21 protein-coding genes and 1 pseudogene are annotated in these 17,742 nt (G+C 41.5%); 18 read left to right on the top strand and 4 right to left on the bottom strand.

Annotation, left to right across the window (positions count from 1 at the left end; genetic code table 11):
- Positions 1 to 57 precede the first annotated feature (57 nt).
- From trhA to AC1D69_RS11465, 8 genes are all read left to right on the top strand, one after another.
- Positions 58 to 705, top strand: a complete 648-nt coding sequence (trhA, locus tag AC1D69_RS11500) for a PAQR family membrane homeostasis protein TrhA (RefSeq protein ID WP_495456295.1) — start codon at positions 58 to 60, stop codon at positions 703 to 705.
- A 138-nt stretch (positions 706 to 843) separates the two neighbouring features.
- Positions 844 to 1,200, top strand: a complete 357-nt coding sequence (locus AC1D69_RS11495; RefSeq protein WP_495456294.1) for a putative DNA-binding protein — start codon at positions 844 to 846, stop codon at positions 1,198 to 1,200.
- Between the two features lie 20 nt (positions 1,201 to 1,220).
- Positions 1,221 to 2,603, top strand: coding sequence for a signal recognition particle protein (gene ffh, locus AC1D69_RS11490; RefSeq protein ID WP_495456293.1), 1,383 nt, complete (start codon positions 1,221 to 1,223; stop codon positions 2,601 to 2,603).
- Positions 2,604 to 2,645: 42 nt separating this feature from the next.
- A complete protein-coding gene (gene rpsP / locus AC1D69_RS11485) occupies positions 2,646 to 2,918 on the top strand; it encodes a 30S ribosomal protein S16 (protein WP_495456292.1) in 273 nt (90 codons plus the stop codon).
- A gap of 22 nt (positions 2,919 to 2,940) precedes the next feature.
- Positions 2,941 to 3,171: a KH domain-containing protein gene (locus AC1D69_RS11480; RefSeq protein ID WP_495456291.1), complete on the top strand. Its 231-nt coding sequence runs from the start codon at positions 2,941 to 2,943 to the stop codon at positions 3,169 to 3,171.
- Between the two features lie 122 nt (positions 3,172 to 3,293).
- Entirely contained in the window at positions 3,294 to 3,818 is a 525-nt protein-coding gene (gene rimM, locus AC1D69_RS11475; RefSeq protein ID WP_495456290.1) for a ribosome maturation factor RimM, read from the top strand.
- A gap of 2 nt (positions 3,819 to 3,820) precedes the next feature.
- A complete protein-coding gene (trmD, locus tag AC1D69_RS11470) occupies positions 3,821 to 4,561 on the top strand; it encodes a tRNA (guanosine(37)-N1)-methyltransferase TrmD (RefSeq protein WP_495456289.1) in 741 nt (246 codons plus the stop codon).
- 20 nt (positions 4,562 to 4,581) lie between these two features.
- Positions 4,582 to 5,937, top strand: coding sequence for a dipeptidase (locus tag AC1D69_RS11465; RefSeq protein ID WP_495456288.1), 1,356 nt, complete (start codon positions 4,582 to 4,584; stop codon positions 5,935 to 5,937).
- 87 nt (positions 5,938 to 6,024) lie between these two features.
- On the opposite strand, the gene AC1D69_RS11460 is transcribed toward AC1D69_RS11465, so the two are convergent.
- Positions 6,025 to 6,594 (bottom strand): ArsR/SmtB family transcription factor, encoded by a 570-nt coding sequence (locus AC1D69_RS11460; protein ID WP_495456287.1) that lies wholly within the window; start codon positions 6,592 to 6,594, stop codon positions 6,025 to 6,027.
- Positions 6,595 to 6,686: 92 nt separating this feature from the next.
- The gene (locus AC1D69_RS11455) at positions 6,687 to 7,946 is read right to left on the bottom strand and encodes an MFS transporter (RefSeq protein WP_495456286.1); all 1,260 of its coding nucleotides are present in this window, start codon (positions 7,944 to 7,946) and stop codon (positions 6,687 to 6,689) included.
- Between the two features lie 297 nt (positions 7,947 to 8,243).
- On the opposite strand from AC1D69_RS11455, the gene rplS reads away from it, so the two are divergent.
- The 7 genes from rplS to AC1D69_RS11420 all read left to right on the top strand — a co-directional run bounded on the left by rplS (position 8,244) and on the right by AC1D69_RS11420 (position 13,780).
- Complete coding sequence (gene rplS, locus AC1D69_RS11450) at positions 8,244 to 8,588, top strand: 50S ribosomal protein L19 (RefSeq protein ID WP_068531820.1); 345 nt, start codon at positions 8,244 to 8,246, stop codon at positions 8,586 to 8,588.
- A gap of 282 nt (positions 8,589 to 8,870) precedes the next feature.
- Positions 8,871 to 9,410, top strand: coding sequence for a signal peptidase I (gene lepB / locus AC1D69_RS11445; protein WP_495456394.1), 540 nt, complete (start codon positions 8,871 to 8,873; stop codon positions 9,408 to 9,410).
- A 50-nt stretch (positions 9,411 to 9,460) separates the two neighbouring features.
- Complete coding sequence (gene ylqF, locus AC1D69_RS11440) at positions 9,461 to 10,327, top strand: ribosome biogenesis GTPase YlqF (RefSeq protein ID WP_495456285.1); 867 nt, start codon at positions 9,461 to 9,463, stop codon at positions 10,325 to 10,327.
- Positions 10,328 to 10,483: 156 nt separating this feature from the next.
- Positions 10,484 to 11,125, top strand: a complete 642-nt coding sequence (gene rnhB, locus AC1D69_RS11435) for a ribonuclease HII (RefSeq protein ID WP_495456284.1) — start codon at positions 10,484 to 10,486, stop codon at positions 11,123 to 11,125.
- 75 nt (positions 11,126 to 11,200) lie between these two features.
- Positions 11,201 to 13,087 (top strand): TP0910 N-terminal domain-containing protein, encoded by a 1,887-nt coding sequence (locus tag AC1D69_RS11430; RefSeq protein WP_495456283.1) that lies wholly within the window; start codon positions 11,201 to 11,203, stop codon positions 13,085 to 13,087.
- On the top strand, positions 13,084 to 13,398 hold the full coding sequence (locus AC1D69_RS11425) for an EscU/YscU/HrcU family type III secretion system export apparatus switch protein (protein ID WP_495456282.1): 315 nt from the start codon (positions 13,084 to 13,086) through the stop codon (positions 13,396 to 13,398). The genes AC1D69_RS11430 and AC1D69_RS11425 overlap by 4 nt, the downstream gene beginning before the upstream one ends.
- On the top strand, positions 13,388 to 13,780 hold the full coding sequence (locus tag AC1D69_RS11420; protein WP_495456281.1) for a YraN family protein: 393 nt from the start codon (positions 13,388 to 13,390) through the stop codon (positions 13,778 to 13,780). The genes AC1D69_RS11425 and AC1D69_RS11420 overlap by 11 nt, the downstream gene beginning before the upstream one ends.
- Positions 13,781 to 13,832: 52 nt before the next feature.
- Here the strand turns inward: AC1D69_RS11420 and AC1D69_RS11415 are convergent.
- Positions 13,833 to 13,964, bottom strand: a pseudogene (locus tag AC1D69_RS11415) (cysteine desulfurase); the annotation flags it as partial.
- Between the two features lie 224 nt (positions 13,965 to 14,188).
- Here AC1D69_RS11415 and AC1D69_RS11410 point away from each other — a divergent pair.
- Both AC1D69_RS11410 and AC1D69_RS11405 read left to right on the top strand, forming a co-directional pair.
- Entirely contained in the window at positions 14,189 to 14,326 is a 138-nt protein-coding gene (locus tag AC1D69_RS11410; protein ID WP_495456280.1) for a hypothetical protein, read from the top strand.
- Positions 14,320 to 14,493, top strand: coding sequence for a hypothetical protein (locus tag AC1D69_RS11405; RefSeq protein ID WP_495456279.1), 174 nt, complete (start codon positions 14,320 to 14,322; stop codon positions 14,491 to 14,493). The genes AC1D69_RS11410 and AC1D69_RS11405 overlap by 7 nt, the downstream gene beginning before the upstream one ends.
- Before the next feature lies 1 nt (position 14,494).
- Here AC1D69_RS11405 and AC1D69_RS11400 read toward each other — a convergent pair whose 3' ends face one another.
- Positions 14,495 to 16,099 carry a YifB family Mg chelatase-like AAA ATPase gene (locus tag AC1D69_RS11400; protein WP_495456278.1) on the bottom strand — a complete coding sequence of 535 codons (1,605 nt, stop codon included), beginning with the start codon at positions 16,097 to 16,099 and terminating at the stop codon, positions 14,495 to 14,497.
- Positions 16,100 to 16,544: 445 nt separating this feature from the next.
- Between AC1D69_RS11400 and sucC the strand changes: the two genes are divergently transcribed.
- Positions 16,545 to 17,705, top strand: a complete 1,161-nt coding sequence (gene sucC, locus AC1D69_RS11395; protein WP_495456277.1) for an ADP-forming succinate--CoA ligase subunit beta — start codon at positions 16,545 to 16,547, stop codon at positions 17,703 to 17,705.
- Positions 17,706 to 17,742: the final 37 nt, after the last annotated feature.

The raw sequence follows: 17,742 nt of genomic DNA, 5'->3' as shown, positions 1-17,742 counted from the left end.
AATGTTTAGCAGGTGTATAATTAATATATAAGTATCTATTGAAAGGATCTTTCATTTATGGCTAATACGCATGTTTACACACGCCGTGAGGAAGTGGCTAATGCGATCACTCATGGCATTGGAACGGTTCTTAGTATTGTGGCACTTGTATTACTGATTGTGTTCTCAAGTTTGAAAGGGACGCCGTGGCATGTTGTAAGTTTCACCATCTACGGAGCATCCATGCTCATTTTGTATTTAAACTCGACACTAGTTCATAGCTTCAGGGAAGGTAAAGTAAAGGATCTGTTTGAAATCTTTGACCATTCGTCAATTTATCTTTATATAGCAGGTTCTTATACACCCTTTATGCTTGTTGCCATTCGAGGACCCTTGGGATGGTCTTTATTCGGAATTGTGTGGGGGTTTGCCATTCTAGGTTGTTTCTTCAAGGCATACTTTGTCAAAAGATTTCTATTCATGTCGACAATCTTCTATATCTTGATGGGTTGGATGATTGTGATCGCATGGGTTCCGTTAACAGCCGCTATACCTTCGGGAGGAATCATACTCCTAGCTCTTGGCGGAATCATGTTTACATTGGGAACGGTATTCTACGTATGGAGGGGATTTCCTTATCACCATGCCATATGGCATCTGTTCGTATTAGCTGGAAGTATACTTCATTTCTTCTCTGTGTTTCTGTATTTACTGCCCAATCAGTGAGCATTCTTAGGCAGTTGAAGTAGGGAAAACCTTTGGTGAGAGATGACAAGGATATTTGCTTGACATCTCTCTTTATTTTATGTATTATTAGGGACGTTGAGTGTAAAGTGTTTTTCCTTGACGAAGGGAGTGTTCTTAATGAGTCAGGATGATAGGCTCGAGAAGACAAACCGAATAAATCGGCTGTTTGATTTCTATGAACACCTGCTGACTGAGAAGCAGCAGACTTTCCTTAAGTATTACTTTCATGATGATTTTTCCCTTGGGGAAATTGCTGCTGAGTTTGAAATAAGCCGGCAGGCAGTCTATGAACACATTAAACGTGCAGAACAAGTTCTAGATATGTATGAAGAGAAATTAAGTCTTCTACAAAAGTATGAACAACGTAATTATGAACTAGAACAATTAAGACATCTACTTACTACGGTGGATGTTTCAACAGAAGATATGGATAAGATCGTTACAATATTAGATCGTTTGCAAGTATATGAATAGTTGTAGGGAGGTGGCAGCGAATGGCATTTGAAGGATTAACAGGTAGGCTGCAGAACGTGTTTAGTAAGCTTCGCGGCAAAGGCAAAGTGTCTGAGGACGATGTAAATGAAGCGATGCGTGAAGTACGTCTTGCTTTATTGGAAGCAGACGTTAATTTCAAAGTAGTCAAGGAATTCGTTGCCAAAGTGAAAGAAAAGTCCATTGGCAAAGAAGTTATGGACAGCTTTACTCCAGGCATGATTATAATTGACATTGTTAATAAAGAATTGACTGAACTAATGGGTGGAAGTCAGGCTAAGCTTGCGAAGTCCAATAAACCTCCTACTGTGATTATGATGGTTGGTTTACAGGGTGCAGGTAAGACAACAACCTCTGGTAAATTAGCTAAGTTGCTTCAGAAGCAGAATAGTCGTCCTTTACTTGTAGCTGGAGATATTTATCGACCTGCAGCCATTAAGCAGTTGGAAGTGTTGGGAGAACAAATCAAAGTTCCCGTATTTTCACTCGGAGACAAGGTTAGTCCTGTTGAGATTGCTAAACAAGCCTTGCAGCATGCTAAGGATCATGGACATGATTATCTGATTGTAGATACAGCCGGACGACTTCATATTGATGAAACCTTGATGGAAGAATTACGTCAGATTCATGCTGAAGTTAATCCAGATGAGGTCTTGCTTGTGGTAGATGCCATGACTGGACAGGATGCGGTAAACGTTGCGGATAACTTTAATAATCAACTTGCACTCACAGGGGTTGTACTCACCAAGTTAGATGGTGATACACGTGGGGGTGCTGCTCTCTCAGTCAAAGCAGTAACGGGTTGCCCGATTAAATTTGCTGCACTAGGTGAGAAAATTGATGCTTTGGAGCCTTTCCATCCAGAACGGATGGCTTCACGTATTCTAGGTATGGGAGATATGTTATCTCTAATTGAGAAAGCCCAGTCTAACATCGACGTTGAGAAAGCGAAGGAAATGGAACGTAAGATGCGTAATTCAGAATTTACGTTCGATGATTTCCTAGAGCAAATGGATCAAGTGAAGAAGTTAGGACCGCTTGACCAAATTATGGACATGATTCCTGGTATGGGCAAGATGAAGCAGGCTAAAGATATTAAAGTAGACGATAAACAAATGGGTCGTATTGAAGCCATTGTGTTCTCAATGACGAAACATGAAAAGCAACATCCTGAGATTATTGACCATAAACGACGTAAACGGATTGCAGTAGGTAGTGGAACCAATATTGCCGAAGTAAACCGACTGATCAAACAGTTTGATGAGATGCGCAAAATGATGAAACAATTCTCAGATATGATGGGACCTAAAGGTCCAAAAGGCAAAGCAATGAAGCAGTTAAAAGGATTAGCAGGCAAAGGCGGCATGAAGTTTCCTTTCCGTTAAAATACTAAATCATGAGTTTATTTTTTGAAGGAGGTGAATTTTGTGGCAGTACGTATTCGTCTTAAACGCATTGGTGCTCATAAAGCGCCGTTCTACCGTATCGTGGTTTCGGATTCCCGTTCCCCGCGTGATGGTCGTTTTATCGAAGAAATTGGTTACTACAATCCAGTTGAACAACCGGCGGTAGTTAAGATTGATGAAGATAAAGCTTTGGCATGGCTTCAAACAGGTGCACAAGCATCAGATACAGTTCGTAACTTGCTTAGTAAAGCAGGCGTTATGAAGAAATTCCATGAACTTAAGTTACAGAAATAATGACTGATCGTGAGGGGTATCTATGGAAGAATTAGTTAGTGTTATTGCTAAGGCTTTGGTGGATCATCCTGAAGATGTGACCGTGAAGACGGTGGAGAAGGATCATCTTGTTGTCTATGAATTGTCCGTTCATCCTGATGACGTGGGTAAGGTTATAGGTAAACAAGGTAGAATTGCCAAAGCCCTTCGCTCAGTAGTCACATCTGCAGCAGTCAAAATGGACAAACGCGTAACCGTGGATATCATATCTTAAAGATTTACGAAAGTGGGTTAGGATGCATGTCCTAGCCCTTTTTCGTACATGCTGAAGATGTAAGATTAAGCATGAACTAAAGTATTCTGCGCGTAAGAACGCTTTTTTTGTAGGAGGAGAATATGTCTGAGCAATTATTAACAGTTGGTAAATTGGTGAATACGCATGGAATTAAGGGTGAAATCAAAGTATTGCCGATCACAGATTTTCCAGAAGAACGTTTCGCAAAAGGGAAACGTTTATTCTTGATTCCTGGGGACGGAACACCATCATTCTGGATTACTGTAGAGTCCGCACGTTTCCATAAGAATATGTACGTTCTCAAGTTAGAAGGCTTTACAAACATAAATCAGGTTGAGAAATACAAAGGAAGTATGCTTAAAGTATCTCAGACTGATCTTGTTGAACTGCCAGACAATGAATACTATTATCATGAAATCATTGGATGCAGTGTGTTTACGGATGAGAATGAAGATAAGCCACTTGGCATAATTACTGAGATCATATCTCCTGGTGCAAATGATGTGTGGGTAGTTAAACCAGCTTCTGGTCCAGATATTCTAATTCCAGTGATCGACGATGTCGTGTTAGATGTGGATGTTAGTAATAAGAAGGTTAAGGTTTACCTCATGGAAGGATTGTTATAATTATGAAGGTAGATGTGCTTACCTTATTTCCTGAGATGTTTACAGGGGTATTCGAGAGTAGTATTTTAGGCAAAGCGAACGACAAAGGAATCGTGTCTTTGAATGCCATCAATTTCAGAGACTTCTCTTTAAGTAAACATCATACGGTCGATGATACTCCTTATGGTGGAGGAGGCGGTATGGTGTTGAAGCCGGAACCTATTTTTGCTGCTGTAGAACATGTTATGACTTCTAGCGATAAGCCGGCACGTGTGATCCTAATGTGTCCACAAGGAGAAACATTTACACAGAAAAAGGCTGAAGAATTATCACAAGAGGAACATCTCATCTTTATATGTGGACATTATGAAGGATACGATGAACGAATTCGTGAACATCTAGTCACGGATGAGTTGTCTGTAGGTGACTATGTTCTTACAGGTGGAGAGATTCCTGCTATGACTGTTATCGATGCTGTAGTACGATTGTTACCAGGTGTATTAGGTAATGAGATGTCAGCCGTGACAGATTCATTCAGCACAGGTCTTCTAGAGTATCCACACTACACAAGACCTGCTGAATTTCGTGGCTGGAAGGTTCCGGACATGCTGTTGAGTGGTCATCATGCTAATATAGATGTATGGCGTAGACAGCAAGCGTTGAAGCGAACTTTTACACGTCGTCCGGATCTACTTGATAAGCTTGAGCTTACAGCGCAAGATAAGAAGTATCTGAAGGAGCTCCATAATACTAATCATTTATAGAATGGAAGGGGAGGAACAAGATGGATTATAAAGTCTATTTTGAAAACCTAAGAGAACAACATTTAAATGAATTAAAAGAATGGTTATCCATACCGAGTATCTCTGCCCTATCTGAACATAAGTCAGATGTTATACGTGCGGCAGACTGGCTTGCAGATTCGTTAACGAAAGCAGGCCTTGAGAATGTAACCATTCATCAAACTGCGGGACATCCGATTGTAACGGCTGACCATTTACATGCTCCAGGTAAACCGACTGTACTTGTATATGGACATTATGATGTACAGCCAGTTGACCCGCTAAATCTGTGGGAGACACCTCCATTTGAACCAACGATTCGTGGAGATAAGATCTTTGCTCGCGGAGCAACAGATGATAAAGGTCAAGTATTTCTACATATCAAAGCCGTGGAAGCACTTCTTAAGCAAGAGAAAGAGCTTCCTGTAAATATTAAATTCTGTATCGAGGGTGAAGAGGAAGTAACAAGTCCGAACTTACCATCCTTCTTGGAAGAACGCAGTGCGGAATTGGCAGCAGATGTAGTGCTAATCTCGGATACATCGTTGCTTGAAAAAGGTAGACCTGCGATATGTGTCGGCTTACGTGGACTTTGTTCTCTAGATGTTCAGATCACAACAGCCAATACTGACCTACATTCGGGTACGTTCGGTGGAGGCGTTCCTAACGCACTACATGCGATTGTGACACTTCTAGCTACGCTTCATGATGATCAAGGTCGTGTGAACGTGGAAGGGTTCTATGAGGATGTACCTGAGTTGTCACCTGAGATGCGAGCTGAATTTGTAAAACAATCGATTGATGAGAATAAATTACAACAAGATCTAGGTCTAGATGCCCTTTATGGAGAGGAAGGATACTCCTTTGTGGAAAGAACAGGAGCTCGTCCAACTCTAGAGCTAAACGGCGTATATGGTGGATTCCAAGGTGAAGGATCGAAGACTGTTATTCCGAAGGAAGCACATGCGAAGATTACTTGCCGTCTTGTAGGATATCAGAAGCCACAAGATATTCTTGATAAAATCGAACGACATATTCATGCCAATGTACCTGTGGGTGCTAATGTGTCTGTTATTCAACGTGAAAAAGGAAATCCGTTTACGATGGATACGACTACACCTGTTCTACAAAAGGCTGCAGAAGCATTTAACGAGGTATATGGGGTTCGTCCCGTATTCACAAAAGATGGAGGTTCCATTCCAATTGTCGAAACATTTGGCCGTTTGTTAAACGTTCCTGTTGTATTGATGGGTTTTGGATTACCTGATGAGAATCTACATGCACCAAATGAACATTTCAATTTGGACAACTTCGATAAAGGTCTTCTGACCATTGTAGAATTTTTGAAACAGGTTTAAGAAGCAACATGTAAATAAAAAAGCCACCTTGATCTGATGTGCTACTAACATCATGTCTTCGGTGGCTTTTTTATATAATATGTATGATTAGGACAATTTGTCCTGATTAGTGGATTTCTCCTTGACTATGGATGTAAAGAATTCGTATTTATCTTGCTCGTTGTGAGGTTGTGGTTGTTTATGTGTCTCATAGAATTGATTAATCATCTCCAAGAATTGTTCGACTTCCTCTTTCGTCAGGTAGACGGTTTGATTGCTGATATGGGCTTTACTGTTATTATCGATACTAACCATGCTGAGAAATCGTTGTTTATTCTTTTCATATATGTCCCCAAGTAATTTCTGTGTTTCAGATAGAACATTGTGAGTAGGAGTATCGGTTTCACTACGTTTAACAGCAATCGTGCCCTGAAAAGCTTGATAATACTTCGCTGTAATACCGTTGATTTGCTGTGTATGGTCCAGTGTAAGTAGTCCAATACTCATTAGTTTTTTGGCGTGATAATATACCTTAGCAGGTACTTCACCCATAATATCTGCAATTTCCTTAACGGTGGCGGGTCGATTTAACCTCTGAAATTCATCGATGATATCCATTCTGTAAGGGTCTGAAAATATTCTGATTTCCTCAAGAGTTGTTAATGTTATTGTCTCCATCCACGTGCACCTCAATCATAAGATCCTGTATTTATGCAAGCTCTGCACTTACTCATTATAGTCTGCACGTGGATAAAGTTCAAAAAATTGAATTATACTTTCATGAAACTCTTCTGAGTCACTAAAAAGATAGCTGGAATCATCAGAAATCCACCTAATATGAGATATATGATATGCACGGGTATGAGTTCTGCAACTATTCCTGCTAATAGACTTCCTACAGGCATAGCACATGTGCAGACCACGTTGAATAAAGAACCAACTCTTCCAAGCATTTCTTTGGGTGTAACCTCCATTAAATAGGTTCCTGTAGGTGTGCTTACAAGAGGAGTGGCAATACCCATTCCAAAGCTAAAGAGTGCAGCTGAATAAAGGGAATAGGTAGGAAAAGCTACGGGTATGAATAATAATGCGTAATTTATGCCGAGTAGTATGAACCCACATACGATCAGAACGCTTTTTCTATAAGAGGAACCTTTAACACTTACCCATAGACCACTGGCAACCATACCCGTCATTAGCGCGATTCCAAGTATAGATAACCCAATAGGTCCTGCGTGAAGCAGTTCTTTTACATAGACAGTGTTCAGTACATTGAATGGAGCAAGGCAAAAGTTAACAAAGACGGCTACAAACATAATGATCAGTAGGAGTCTATGAGAAGCGATGAATGTAAATCCTTCTTTAAATTGTTGAAAGTAGGATGTAGGTTGTCTATTCGATGGACTCGAGGCAGTAGAAGGTTCAGAAGGTATAGCGATACAAGCGATTAGAATTGCTGAAACTATAAAGGTTAATCCATCGAGGATAATGGCTCCTGATATTCCCAACAGTCCAATGAGTGCTCCTGCAGTCGCGAGTCCAGCCAATTCAGCTATCCGTCCAGCAGAAGAACTGAGGGAATTGCCGCTGAGTAGAAGTGCTTTGGGAAGAATACGAGGAACAAGTGACATTTCTGCAGGAGAAGCAAAAGATTCAAACGTGGAGTTGATACATGTGAACAAGAATAAATGCCAAGGTTGTAAAAGGCCTGACCAGTATAGTAATCCCGTTACAATCACCATAGTACCTCGGCTTATATCAGCGATCATGATGATTATACGCGGATTCCATCGATCTACAAATACACCAGTGAAGATGCTGAAGAGAATCCCTGGTATGAAATTTATGGAAAATAAGGTGCCCATGAGAACTTTAGATCCCGTGAGTAAATAGACCATCCAACTATAAGCAATCGAATCAATGGAATCACCAAAGCGCGAAATGACTTTAGCTACAAGAAGAAGCATAAAAGGTCTGTTAACTTTTAATTCTTTTAGTCCTGGTTTTTTGGATAGGGCAATCTCAGCCATGTGAATCACTCCTACAAATTTTTGTGAACGTTATAATTATTTTGACGTTATATTTATTTTATTCAATATCCATGATTTGTCAATGGGTTTATCATTTTTTAGTTTAAAAATACAATAGTGAAAAAGTGTGAATCTTTATATGTTCATAGAATATAAAAAATCTTGCATGGAGATAGAAACCTATGCTATACTTAATCCTGTTGTGTATGAATACGGTGGTCCTCTGTCGATAATGAAAGAGAATGTTATTTCTTTGGAAGAGGCAAGAACACCTGTATGGAAGGAGGGAATTCTAATATGAATATCCTACAAGCGATTACTCAAGATCAACTTCGCACAGATTTGCCAAACTTTCGCCCTGGAGATACTTTGAAAGTACATGTAAAAGTTATCGAGGGAACACGTGAGCGTGTCCAATTGTTCGAAGGTGTTGTCATTCAGCGTCGTGGTGGCGGAATCGGAGAAACTTTTACAGTACGTAAAATTTCTTACGGTGTTGGTGTGGAAAGAACTTTCCCACTTAACTCGCCTAAACTCGAGAAAATTGAAGTGACTCGTCGTGGTAAAGTGCGTCGTGCTAAACTCTTCTATCTTCGCGATCTACGCGGTAAAGCAGCAAGAATTAAAGAAATTCGCCGTTAATAAACGGACAACGTTAAGGGGCTTGATTTCAAGTCCCTTTCGTTTTAGGATAAATATGGTATATGGTTAAATTATGCCTTTATTTATGAGGTAATTAAGCTCCTGCAAGGAGCTTTTCTTTTCGAGAATGTTAAAAAGACGTTTTCTATCCTTTTTCCAATTGCATTTCATTAGGTTTAGAGAGGGCGATGAATGATGCAGCAGGACTTGGAAGTTCAGCCAGATACAGCTGAATTGAAAGAGCATGATGATAAACCAGCGAAAAAAGGAAACAATGAAATAATGGAGTGGCTTAAGGCGATTATTATCGCTGTGATTCTGGTTGTACTTATTCGTTGGCTTCTTTTTAAACCATTTATTGTAGATGGACCTTCTATGAAGCCTAACTTTCACACGGGAGAACGTTTAATTGTGAATGAAATTCTGTTTGATATTCGAGATCCTAAGAAGGGCGAAGTTATCGTGTTTCATGTTCCCTCTGAAGGTAGAGATTTTATTAAACGAGTTATTGCCGTTGCTGGAGACACCGTTAAGGTGGTTGGGGATACCGTTTACGTGAATGGGGAACCTATTGATGAGCCCTACATACAGGATGAGATCGACAGCAGACACAAAGAAAACATGACATATAACAATAAAGATTTCCCTAACGAAAAGTTTCCGGATGGTACAGTGCCTGAAGGACATGTATTTGCGATGGGAGATAACCGATCAGATAGTACTGATAGTCGGATGATTGGATATGTTCCACTTGGTGATATTGTAGGCCGTGCGGATGTAATTTTCTGGCCAGTGAAAGATATGGAATGGATTAACCATTAACACCATGAGATTCATGGATTCGTTGTGGTAAAGAAGATGAGGTGATGACGGTGACGATTCAATGGTTCCCTGGTCATATGACTAGAGCCCGCCGCCAAATTCAAGAACAATTAAAGCTAATAGATGCGGTTATTGAACTGGTTGATGCACGACTTCCGCTATCAAGCCGCAATCCGATGATTGATGAAATACTTGGGGGGAAACCTCGACTTATTATTCTCAATAAAGCGGATTTAGCAGATGCGGAAGTAACAAGAGAATGGTTAGATTATTTCAAAAAAGAAGGACATCTAGCTTTCCCTGTTGATGCATCAACAGGTACAGGAATGAAAGAAATTCCAACACAACTTAAAGTATTGTTGAAAGCAAAGCTTGATAAGCAGATTTCTAAAGGCATGAATCCAAGAGCTATTCGTGCATTGATTGTAGGTATTCCTAACGTAGGTAAATCTACATTGATCAATAAGCTTGCGGGACGAAGTGTTGCTATAACAGGAGATCGTCCAGGTGTGACTAAAGGTCAACAATGGATTAAAGTGAGCAAGGAAATGGAATTACTGGATACACCAGGGATACTATGGCCTAAGTTTGAAGATATGAATGTAGGTTATCGCCTAGCGGTAACTGGAGCGATTAAAGAAGAAACCCTAAATGCAGAGGATGTAGCTTTTTTTGCAATTAAATATCTTGCGAAATACTATTGGGTTCCTTTCAAAGAACGGTTTGATCTTCAATGTGAACAACCAACGGATTACGAGAATCCTGACGAAATTGTTTCGATCATGGAGGAAATTGGTCGTAAACGTGGTTGTATTGTTAGCGGCGGAAGAGTGGACTTGGAGAAAGCTTGTCGTACGTTACTCCGGGAACTCCGTGCTGGTAAATTAGGCCGTTTTTCAATGGAAGCACCATATTAAAGACGAAGTTTGAAGCCTCCGATATCCTTCGGAGGTTTTTTTTTGGACGACATTACCATGTCATGAGTTATCGCAGTTCTAAATAGATATGGTAAGCTAAGTGAGAAATAGTATACAAGAATGTGTGAGATATGTAGAAAGGAACGTGTGAATCTAGTGAGTAAAACAGAAGGTGACAAGATTAACATGCTCCAATATGAGACAAATTACTGGGAACAATGCTATTCATATATTGCAGGCATCGATGAAGTTGGAAGAGGTTGTCTATTTGGTGATGTAGTCGCAGCAGCCGTTATTCTTCCACAAGGTCTGTTGATTGATGGCGTTAATGACTCTAAGAAACTAAGTGCGAAAAAACGTGATTATTTATACGATGTCATTATGGAGAAGGCTATTGCAGTAAGTGTTGGATATGCAGATGCAGCTACCATTGATCGAATTAATATTAAGCAGGCATCCAGATTAGCTATGAAAAAGGCCCTAGAAGGCTTATCAGTGACACCTAACTTTTTACTTGTGGATGCAGAAAAGGTGGATTCTGATATTCCACAGCTTTCCATCATTAAAGGAGATGCTAACAGCCAGTCCATAGCAGCAGCTTCTATTGTTGCAAAAGTGACGCGCGACAGACTGTGTGAAGGAGCTTGGGAAGCTATGTATCCCGAATACGGAATCGCGATCCATAAAGGGTATGCAACGAAACTACATAGAGGGCAAATTATGGATTTAGGAATAACACCGATGCATCGTCGTAGCTTTCTTAAGAACCTTGAGGCAGAGAAACAAACATTGTTTTAAAAAAGAAGTGCTTAAGCGAATTGGGTAAACGGCCGATATAGAGAGAAAGAGCGATTTGAAAACGGAGGAAGAACTGTGAATATCGGATCATTAATACGAGGTTTGTTGGGTGACAGCAAACCGGGGGATATGAAACAATTAGATGTAAAGACGGGACAAGTAGTTCGTGGCGTAGTTCTAAACGTCTCTGAGGATGGTACAGAAGCAGATATCCAAATTCAGGGTGTGAAAGTTCATGCTAAGGTAGAAACACCCCTACAACAAGGACAGGCTACATTATTGCAAGTCCAACCTCCAGCAGAGGATGGAGCGATGGTATTAAAGCCTTTAAGTGATTCTCCTTATACATCAATCTCTGCCAAGTCTATGGGCGAGGTATTAACGGCGGTAGGTCTAACTGATACAAAAGCTAATCGTGAAATGATTCAGACGCTTCAAGCCAGTGGTGTACCTCTTACGAAGGATAATGTAACACTATTTAAAGGTATTATGATGGAGAAGCCACCAGGGGTATCTTCAGAGCAATGGCTTCAATCCGCCGCTATCGCTTTTCAACGAGGACTTCCCATGAGTGGGGAAAGTGTGAGAGGGTTGCAACAGGCTGTCTTTGGTCCTCCACTACACCAACTGTTATCCGGTCTAAGTGAACAGCTTACCTTGCTAGTTGCTAATTTAGGCGAGGCAGCTCAACCCAATGGAAAAGCAGAACTTCAATCATCCTTAGGAGCAACACCATTGCCTGGAACGTTAGGGAATCAGGATGCGACTGGGAAGTCAGGGAATCTAGTAGGGGCTCAGACCGCCCAAGGAACGCAGACGCAAACTGTCGGTGATGCCGGGCAGAGGAACACTACGGCAGCGACAACCTTGGGAACAGCGGTATCGAATAGCACCGCTGTTGCAACACCGTTGCAGCCACTTCTAGCGAAGCTGCAGGATGTGTTACAGCAGCTTCGCTCGTCGCCGCAGGGCACAGCAGCGGCGACGACACAACCCGCCACGGCTACGCCAAGTGGCGGCGGTGTAGTGCCGCCAGCTACGCAGTCGGCGGCGCTACAGCCCGCGCCTACCCAAGGCGAAGCCCCTTGGGTAGGGCGCATGTTGAAGTTGCTCGGTGCGGAGCACGAGCAACAGGCTGTGCGCAGCGGCACGACGTCGCCGCAAGCGCAAGCCCCGCAGGGGCCAGCCGCGGCGGGGAGTGCGCCGCTAGGCACTACGGCTGCAGCGCTTCAATCGAACGCTGCTACACCAACAGCTAACGCACCGTTAGCTGCTCAAACACAAGTAACTCAGGCTGCAAACGATGCGAACCTAGCCCAACTGGCTAAAAATATGCCAGAAGCGGTGCTTCGCGGAGTTAACTCTATGCCTACTGTAGCTGGACAGGGGGTAAGAACAGAGATAGCCGGTCTGAATCAGGACTCATTAAAGGGTCTTCTTCTACAATTGGTGGATCGTACAGATCTTCCTCCTGCATTGAAGGAAGCTGCTCAACAGCTTGTTCAGCATATGACCGGTCAGCAGTTGTTGTTAAATACAGACCGCACAGCTCCATTTGCACAAGTCACGATGTTTATTCCTCTGAATGGACAGGATGGTCAGGAGACAGCGTCTGTTCATATTCAGGCTCGTCGGGGTAAAAAAGGAGAACTAGATGCATCTAATTGTCGTTTATGGTTTGATCTAGATATGAAACATCTAGGTAGTACGCTTGTAGATGTCCAAGTGGTCGACAAAATCGTTAGTCTGAAAATCCATAATGATCATGAATGGATGACATCCCTTATCGAAGATCGTCGTGAAGAAATATCTCAAGCTATGCACTCCATTGGCTACCAGTTACTTAGCCTCAAAGCGGAACCGTTGCCTATACCTAAAGTATCTGAAATAGATAGTAAACAGGGTAGCGTGACGTCGGAGTATATTCCTCCTACCTATAAAGGAGTGGATATGCGGATATGAGTGAAATGTCTAAGGAAGAAGTTGCGCTCTCTAAGAAAAGAGCAGTTGCACTGAAATATGTACCTGGCGAATCCGAAGCTCCTATTGTTGTAGCCAAAGGGAGTGGTAGACTAGCAGAGACTATTCTTGAGAAGGCGAAAGAGCATGGTGTTCCTGTACAAGAAGACGCAGCTTTAGTAGAAGTCTTATCTCAACTAGATCTTGATCAACAGATTCCTGCTGAATTATATCAACTTGTGGCTGAAGTACTCTCGTATGTCTATCGAACAGATAGCTTAGCCAAAGAAGGAAGGCACCGCCATGGACGTTGATCATGGACGTACAAAAGATAAACGTAAGGAAAAAGGTGCTGTCGCGGAAGAACAAGCTGCTAGTTACTTACTAGAACAAGGATATGAAATAATAGATCGCAATTGGCGATGCCGAAGTGGTGAGTTAGATATTGTGGCTCGCAAAGATAATTTCTTAATTTTTATAGAGGTAAGAAGCCGTAGTGGAAATTCAAGGTATGGTACACCGGCAGAGTCTGTGAATGTGCACAAAATTAATCAAGTGCGTAAAACAGCTGAAGTCTACCTATTGTATAAACAAGCTGATTTAGTTACTACAATGATACGTTTTGATGTGATCGCCGTTCTGTTACATGCTGATATGACTGTAGCTAACTTGGAGCATATTACAGAAGCTTTTTAATATTCAATGCATACATACAATGCTACACATGGGTTTGTTGGTCCAACAGAAAGGCTCGTAAGCCTGCAATCCCTACTGTGTTAGGAGTTCCTGCTTCATAACGATCTGGACGAAGAGTTAGCTGTTCTTTCTCTTCAGACTGACTTCCAGTCCCGTCATGAACTAGCGGTTCCAGGTCCACATTTCTGACATCTTCTTTGAAGTGTGTTATCAATATTAGACATGTGACAGTAGCAGTAGAATATACAACAGAAATCCCCGTACTGAATACATATTCAGTACGGGGATTTCTTGCTTTAGTCTTACCAAGTAAACATCTTACACCATTATATACGAATACTATTCGTTTATTTCAATTTGAGAATAGTTAATAAGGCAATGTAAGTAAGGTGAAAAGGAGTGAATAGTATGAATCAATTATGCATTGGTATATATATAACCCATCAGGACGCCTCTATAGCGGTGGAAGCCCTAAAAAAAGAAGGGATTAACGAGAAAAAAGACATATCTTTCCTTTCAAGAGATATTAGAGATTTGGAATGGTAAGCAAAGATAGCGGGGTGAAGAAGCCAGAAGCCGGTGCAGGCAATTCAGGTATTTGTGGTTATGTGAAAGGTTTGGTCTCACAATTAGATGTTACTCCTGAAGAAATTGCTGTCTCGGGACCAGCAGTGTACATCGAACATGAGATTCATTTGTCAACCAAGGAATAGGTCACACTTCCTCACCCGAATTCTGTTGGCGATCCAAATTCCGATATTGAATAGCCTCTGCAACATGTGAGGCCGAGATTGTGTCTTTGGCATCCAGGTCTGCAATCGTTCTGGCTAACTTCAGAATTCTGTCATACGCTCTCATACTGAGACCCAATGCTTCTAATGTATCTTGCAGCATGGAGGCTGTATCTGACGATAGCGCAGCAAAATGCCGAAGATGTCTTCCTGCTAATTCACTGTTATAGGAGAATGGTAAATGCCGATACCGTCGTTGTTGTATACTATGGGCTTGTAATACTTGCTCTTTCATTTCTTCAGAAGATAAGCTTGAGCTCTCCTTTGTCCATTCTTTAGGGCGAGGAACATCTACTTGAAGATCGATTCTATCCAGTAATGGACCTGAAATTTTGGCTCGATAATTAGCGGTACGTGTGTCGCTGCATGTACAGCGATTCTCAGGATGATCAGACCCAAGATAGCCGCACGGACATGGATTCATGGAAGCAGCTAGCATGAAGTGAGCTGGGAATGTATGAACTGCTCTCGCCCGGCTAATCGTTACAGCTCGATCTTCTAAGGGTTGGCGTAACACTTCTAACACATTTCGTGAGAATTCAGGAAGCTCATCGAGGAACAAGATTCCTCGATGGGCAAGACTGACTTCTCCTGGTTTAGGGATTGTACCTCCGCCAATGAGTCCCCCAGCTGAGATCGTATGGTGAGGTGAGCGGAAAGGTCGTCGCTTCAGTAAGCCCGCGGAAGGTTCTTTTAGTTTACCGGCCGCGCTAAAGATCTTGGTTGTCTCTAGAGCTTCTTGTTCAGATAAAGAAGGTAGTATAGTAGGTAGACGTTTAATTAGCATTGTTTTTCCAGTTCCTGGAGGGCCGATTAGCAGAATGTTATGCATGCCTGCAGCTGCAATCGTAAGAGCTCGCTTCACATGTTGTTGTCCCAGAACATCGCTATAATCTTCATAATTGGCAACATGGAAGTCGGAAGCTGACGTTATAGGAATTGAGGTAGAGGGCTTGTAAAGGAAATCCAATGATTCAAGGATGACAGGAGGATCGGTGTCCTTTCTACCTGTCTTCGCCTGAATGCCGCTCGGATACAATAGTTCTCTTAGGTGTCCAAGACTAAAAACATGCATATCTTTGATTAGAATAGCCTCCGCACCATTCTCTTCTGGCAATAGAACCGCATTGAAACCTTCTTGTTTTGCACGATCTACCATAGAGAGAACACCGGACACGGGTCGTAATGTGCCATCTAATGCAAGCTCACCGATCATTAGTAATCGGATGTCTGAAGGAAGAACAATCTGACCACTAGTTACTAGAATACCTAATGCTATCGCTAGGTCGAATGCAGAACCTTCCTTTCTGAGATCAGCTGGGGCTAAGTTAATCGTAACTCTTTGCATTGGGAATCGAAATCCGCAGTTCTTAATGGCAGCTCGAACACGTTCAACAGCTTCACGAATTGCAGAGTCAGGAAGACCAATAATAGCAGTCTGTGGTAACCCATTAGATATATCCACTTCCACTTGAATTATTACGCCATCAATACCATATAAACACGCACTATGCATTTTTCCATACATAAATAAAACACCTCTCTTCTATATAATGGATACGTGATTAACTCGTATTTCTCATTAGAAAAAGGTGCTTCCTTTTTTACAAATATATAATTATTACATAAATCTTAGATTGAATAAGTTGATTTGTCAATTAAGAAGCACTTCAATCTGAATTACTAAAGAATCAATTTGCTATATATTCCCAATTATTCGCAATAAGGGATGAAATCGATATCAAAAGAGTGTCTATTCCATATGGGTATATTAAGGTAAGCGTTTTAAAAACGTGATACAATGAGTTGGGCTTATATTTATTTCCAATTTAAATGTAAGGAGTATCCATTTATAATGGTATATAACCTTATATTTCTTGCAGAAAGGGACTTTCTTTTCTCTAAAGAAGAGTTAGTCACTTCTACTTGGGAGTCTCGACTTGTTGCAGTCATGTTGATAGGAGGATCCATTAATGAATATCCATGAATATCAAGGAAAGCAAGTTTTGAAACAGTATGGTGTTTCCGTTCCTAACGGAAAAGTTGCCTATACCGTTGAAGAAGCGGTAGAAGCTGCAAAGTCTTTGGGAAGTCCGGTAACGGTCGTAAAGGCCCAAATTCATGCAGGAGGCCGTGGGAAAGCTGGCGGTGTCAAAGTTGCTAAAAATTTGGATGAAGTACGTACTTACGCAGAAGAAATTCTTGGTAAAGTATTAGTAACTCATCAGACTGGGCCTGCAGGTAAAGAGGTTAAGCGCCTCTTAATTGAAGAAGGCTGTGATATTAAGAAAGAATATTACGTAGGTGTTGTTGTTGACCGTGCAACAGGGCGTGTTGTGATGATGGTGTCAGAAGAAGGCGGTACTGAGATTGAAGAAGTAGCTGCTGAAACACCAGAGAAGATTTTTAAAGAAGTCATTGATCCAGCGATTGGCTTACAAATGTTCCAAGCTCGCAAATTGGCGTATGCTATTCATATTCCGAATGGACAAGTGAACAAGGTTGCTAAATTCATGATGGCGTTATATAGCGCTTTTGTGGATAAAGATTGTTCTATTGCTGAGATCAACCCTCTTGTAATTACAGGTGGCGGGGATGTTATTGCACTGGATGCGAAACTAAATTTTGATTCTAATGCATTATTCCGTCATAAAGACATTCAAGAGCTACGTGATTTAGATGAAGAAGATATGAAGGAAATCGAAGCCTCTAAATACGACCTAAGCTATATTGCATTAGATGGTAATATTGGTTGCATGGTTAATGGAGCAGGTCTTGCGATGGCGACGATGGATATCATTAAGTATTATGGTGGAGACCCGGCTAACTTCCTCGATGTAGGGGGCGGTGCAACGAAGGAGAAAGTGACAGAAGCCTTCAAAATTATTTTATCTGATGAGCAAGTAAAAGGAATATTTATTAATATATTTGGTGGAATTATGCGTTGTGACGTTATCGCTGATGGTGTCGTTGAGGCAGCTAAACAGCTTGGACTAACTCGTCCACTGGTTGTGCGATTAGAAGGAACGAATGTTGAACTTGGTAAGAAAATATTAGCCGAGTCGGGACTTAACATCGTATCTGCGGATTCCATGGCTGATGGTGCACAAAAAATTGTTTCGCTCGTAAAATAGTTACTTTTTAGAGGTTGTTCAAAAAGACGTCTATTGA

Source organism: Paenibacillus sp. Y301, assembly GCF_059445505.1.
Note: the sequence above shows the minus strand (reverse complement) of the source record. Positions and strands in the feature narration are given on the sequence as shown.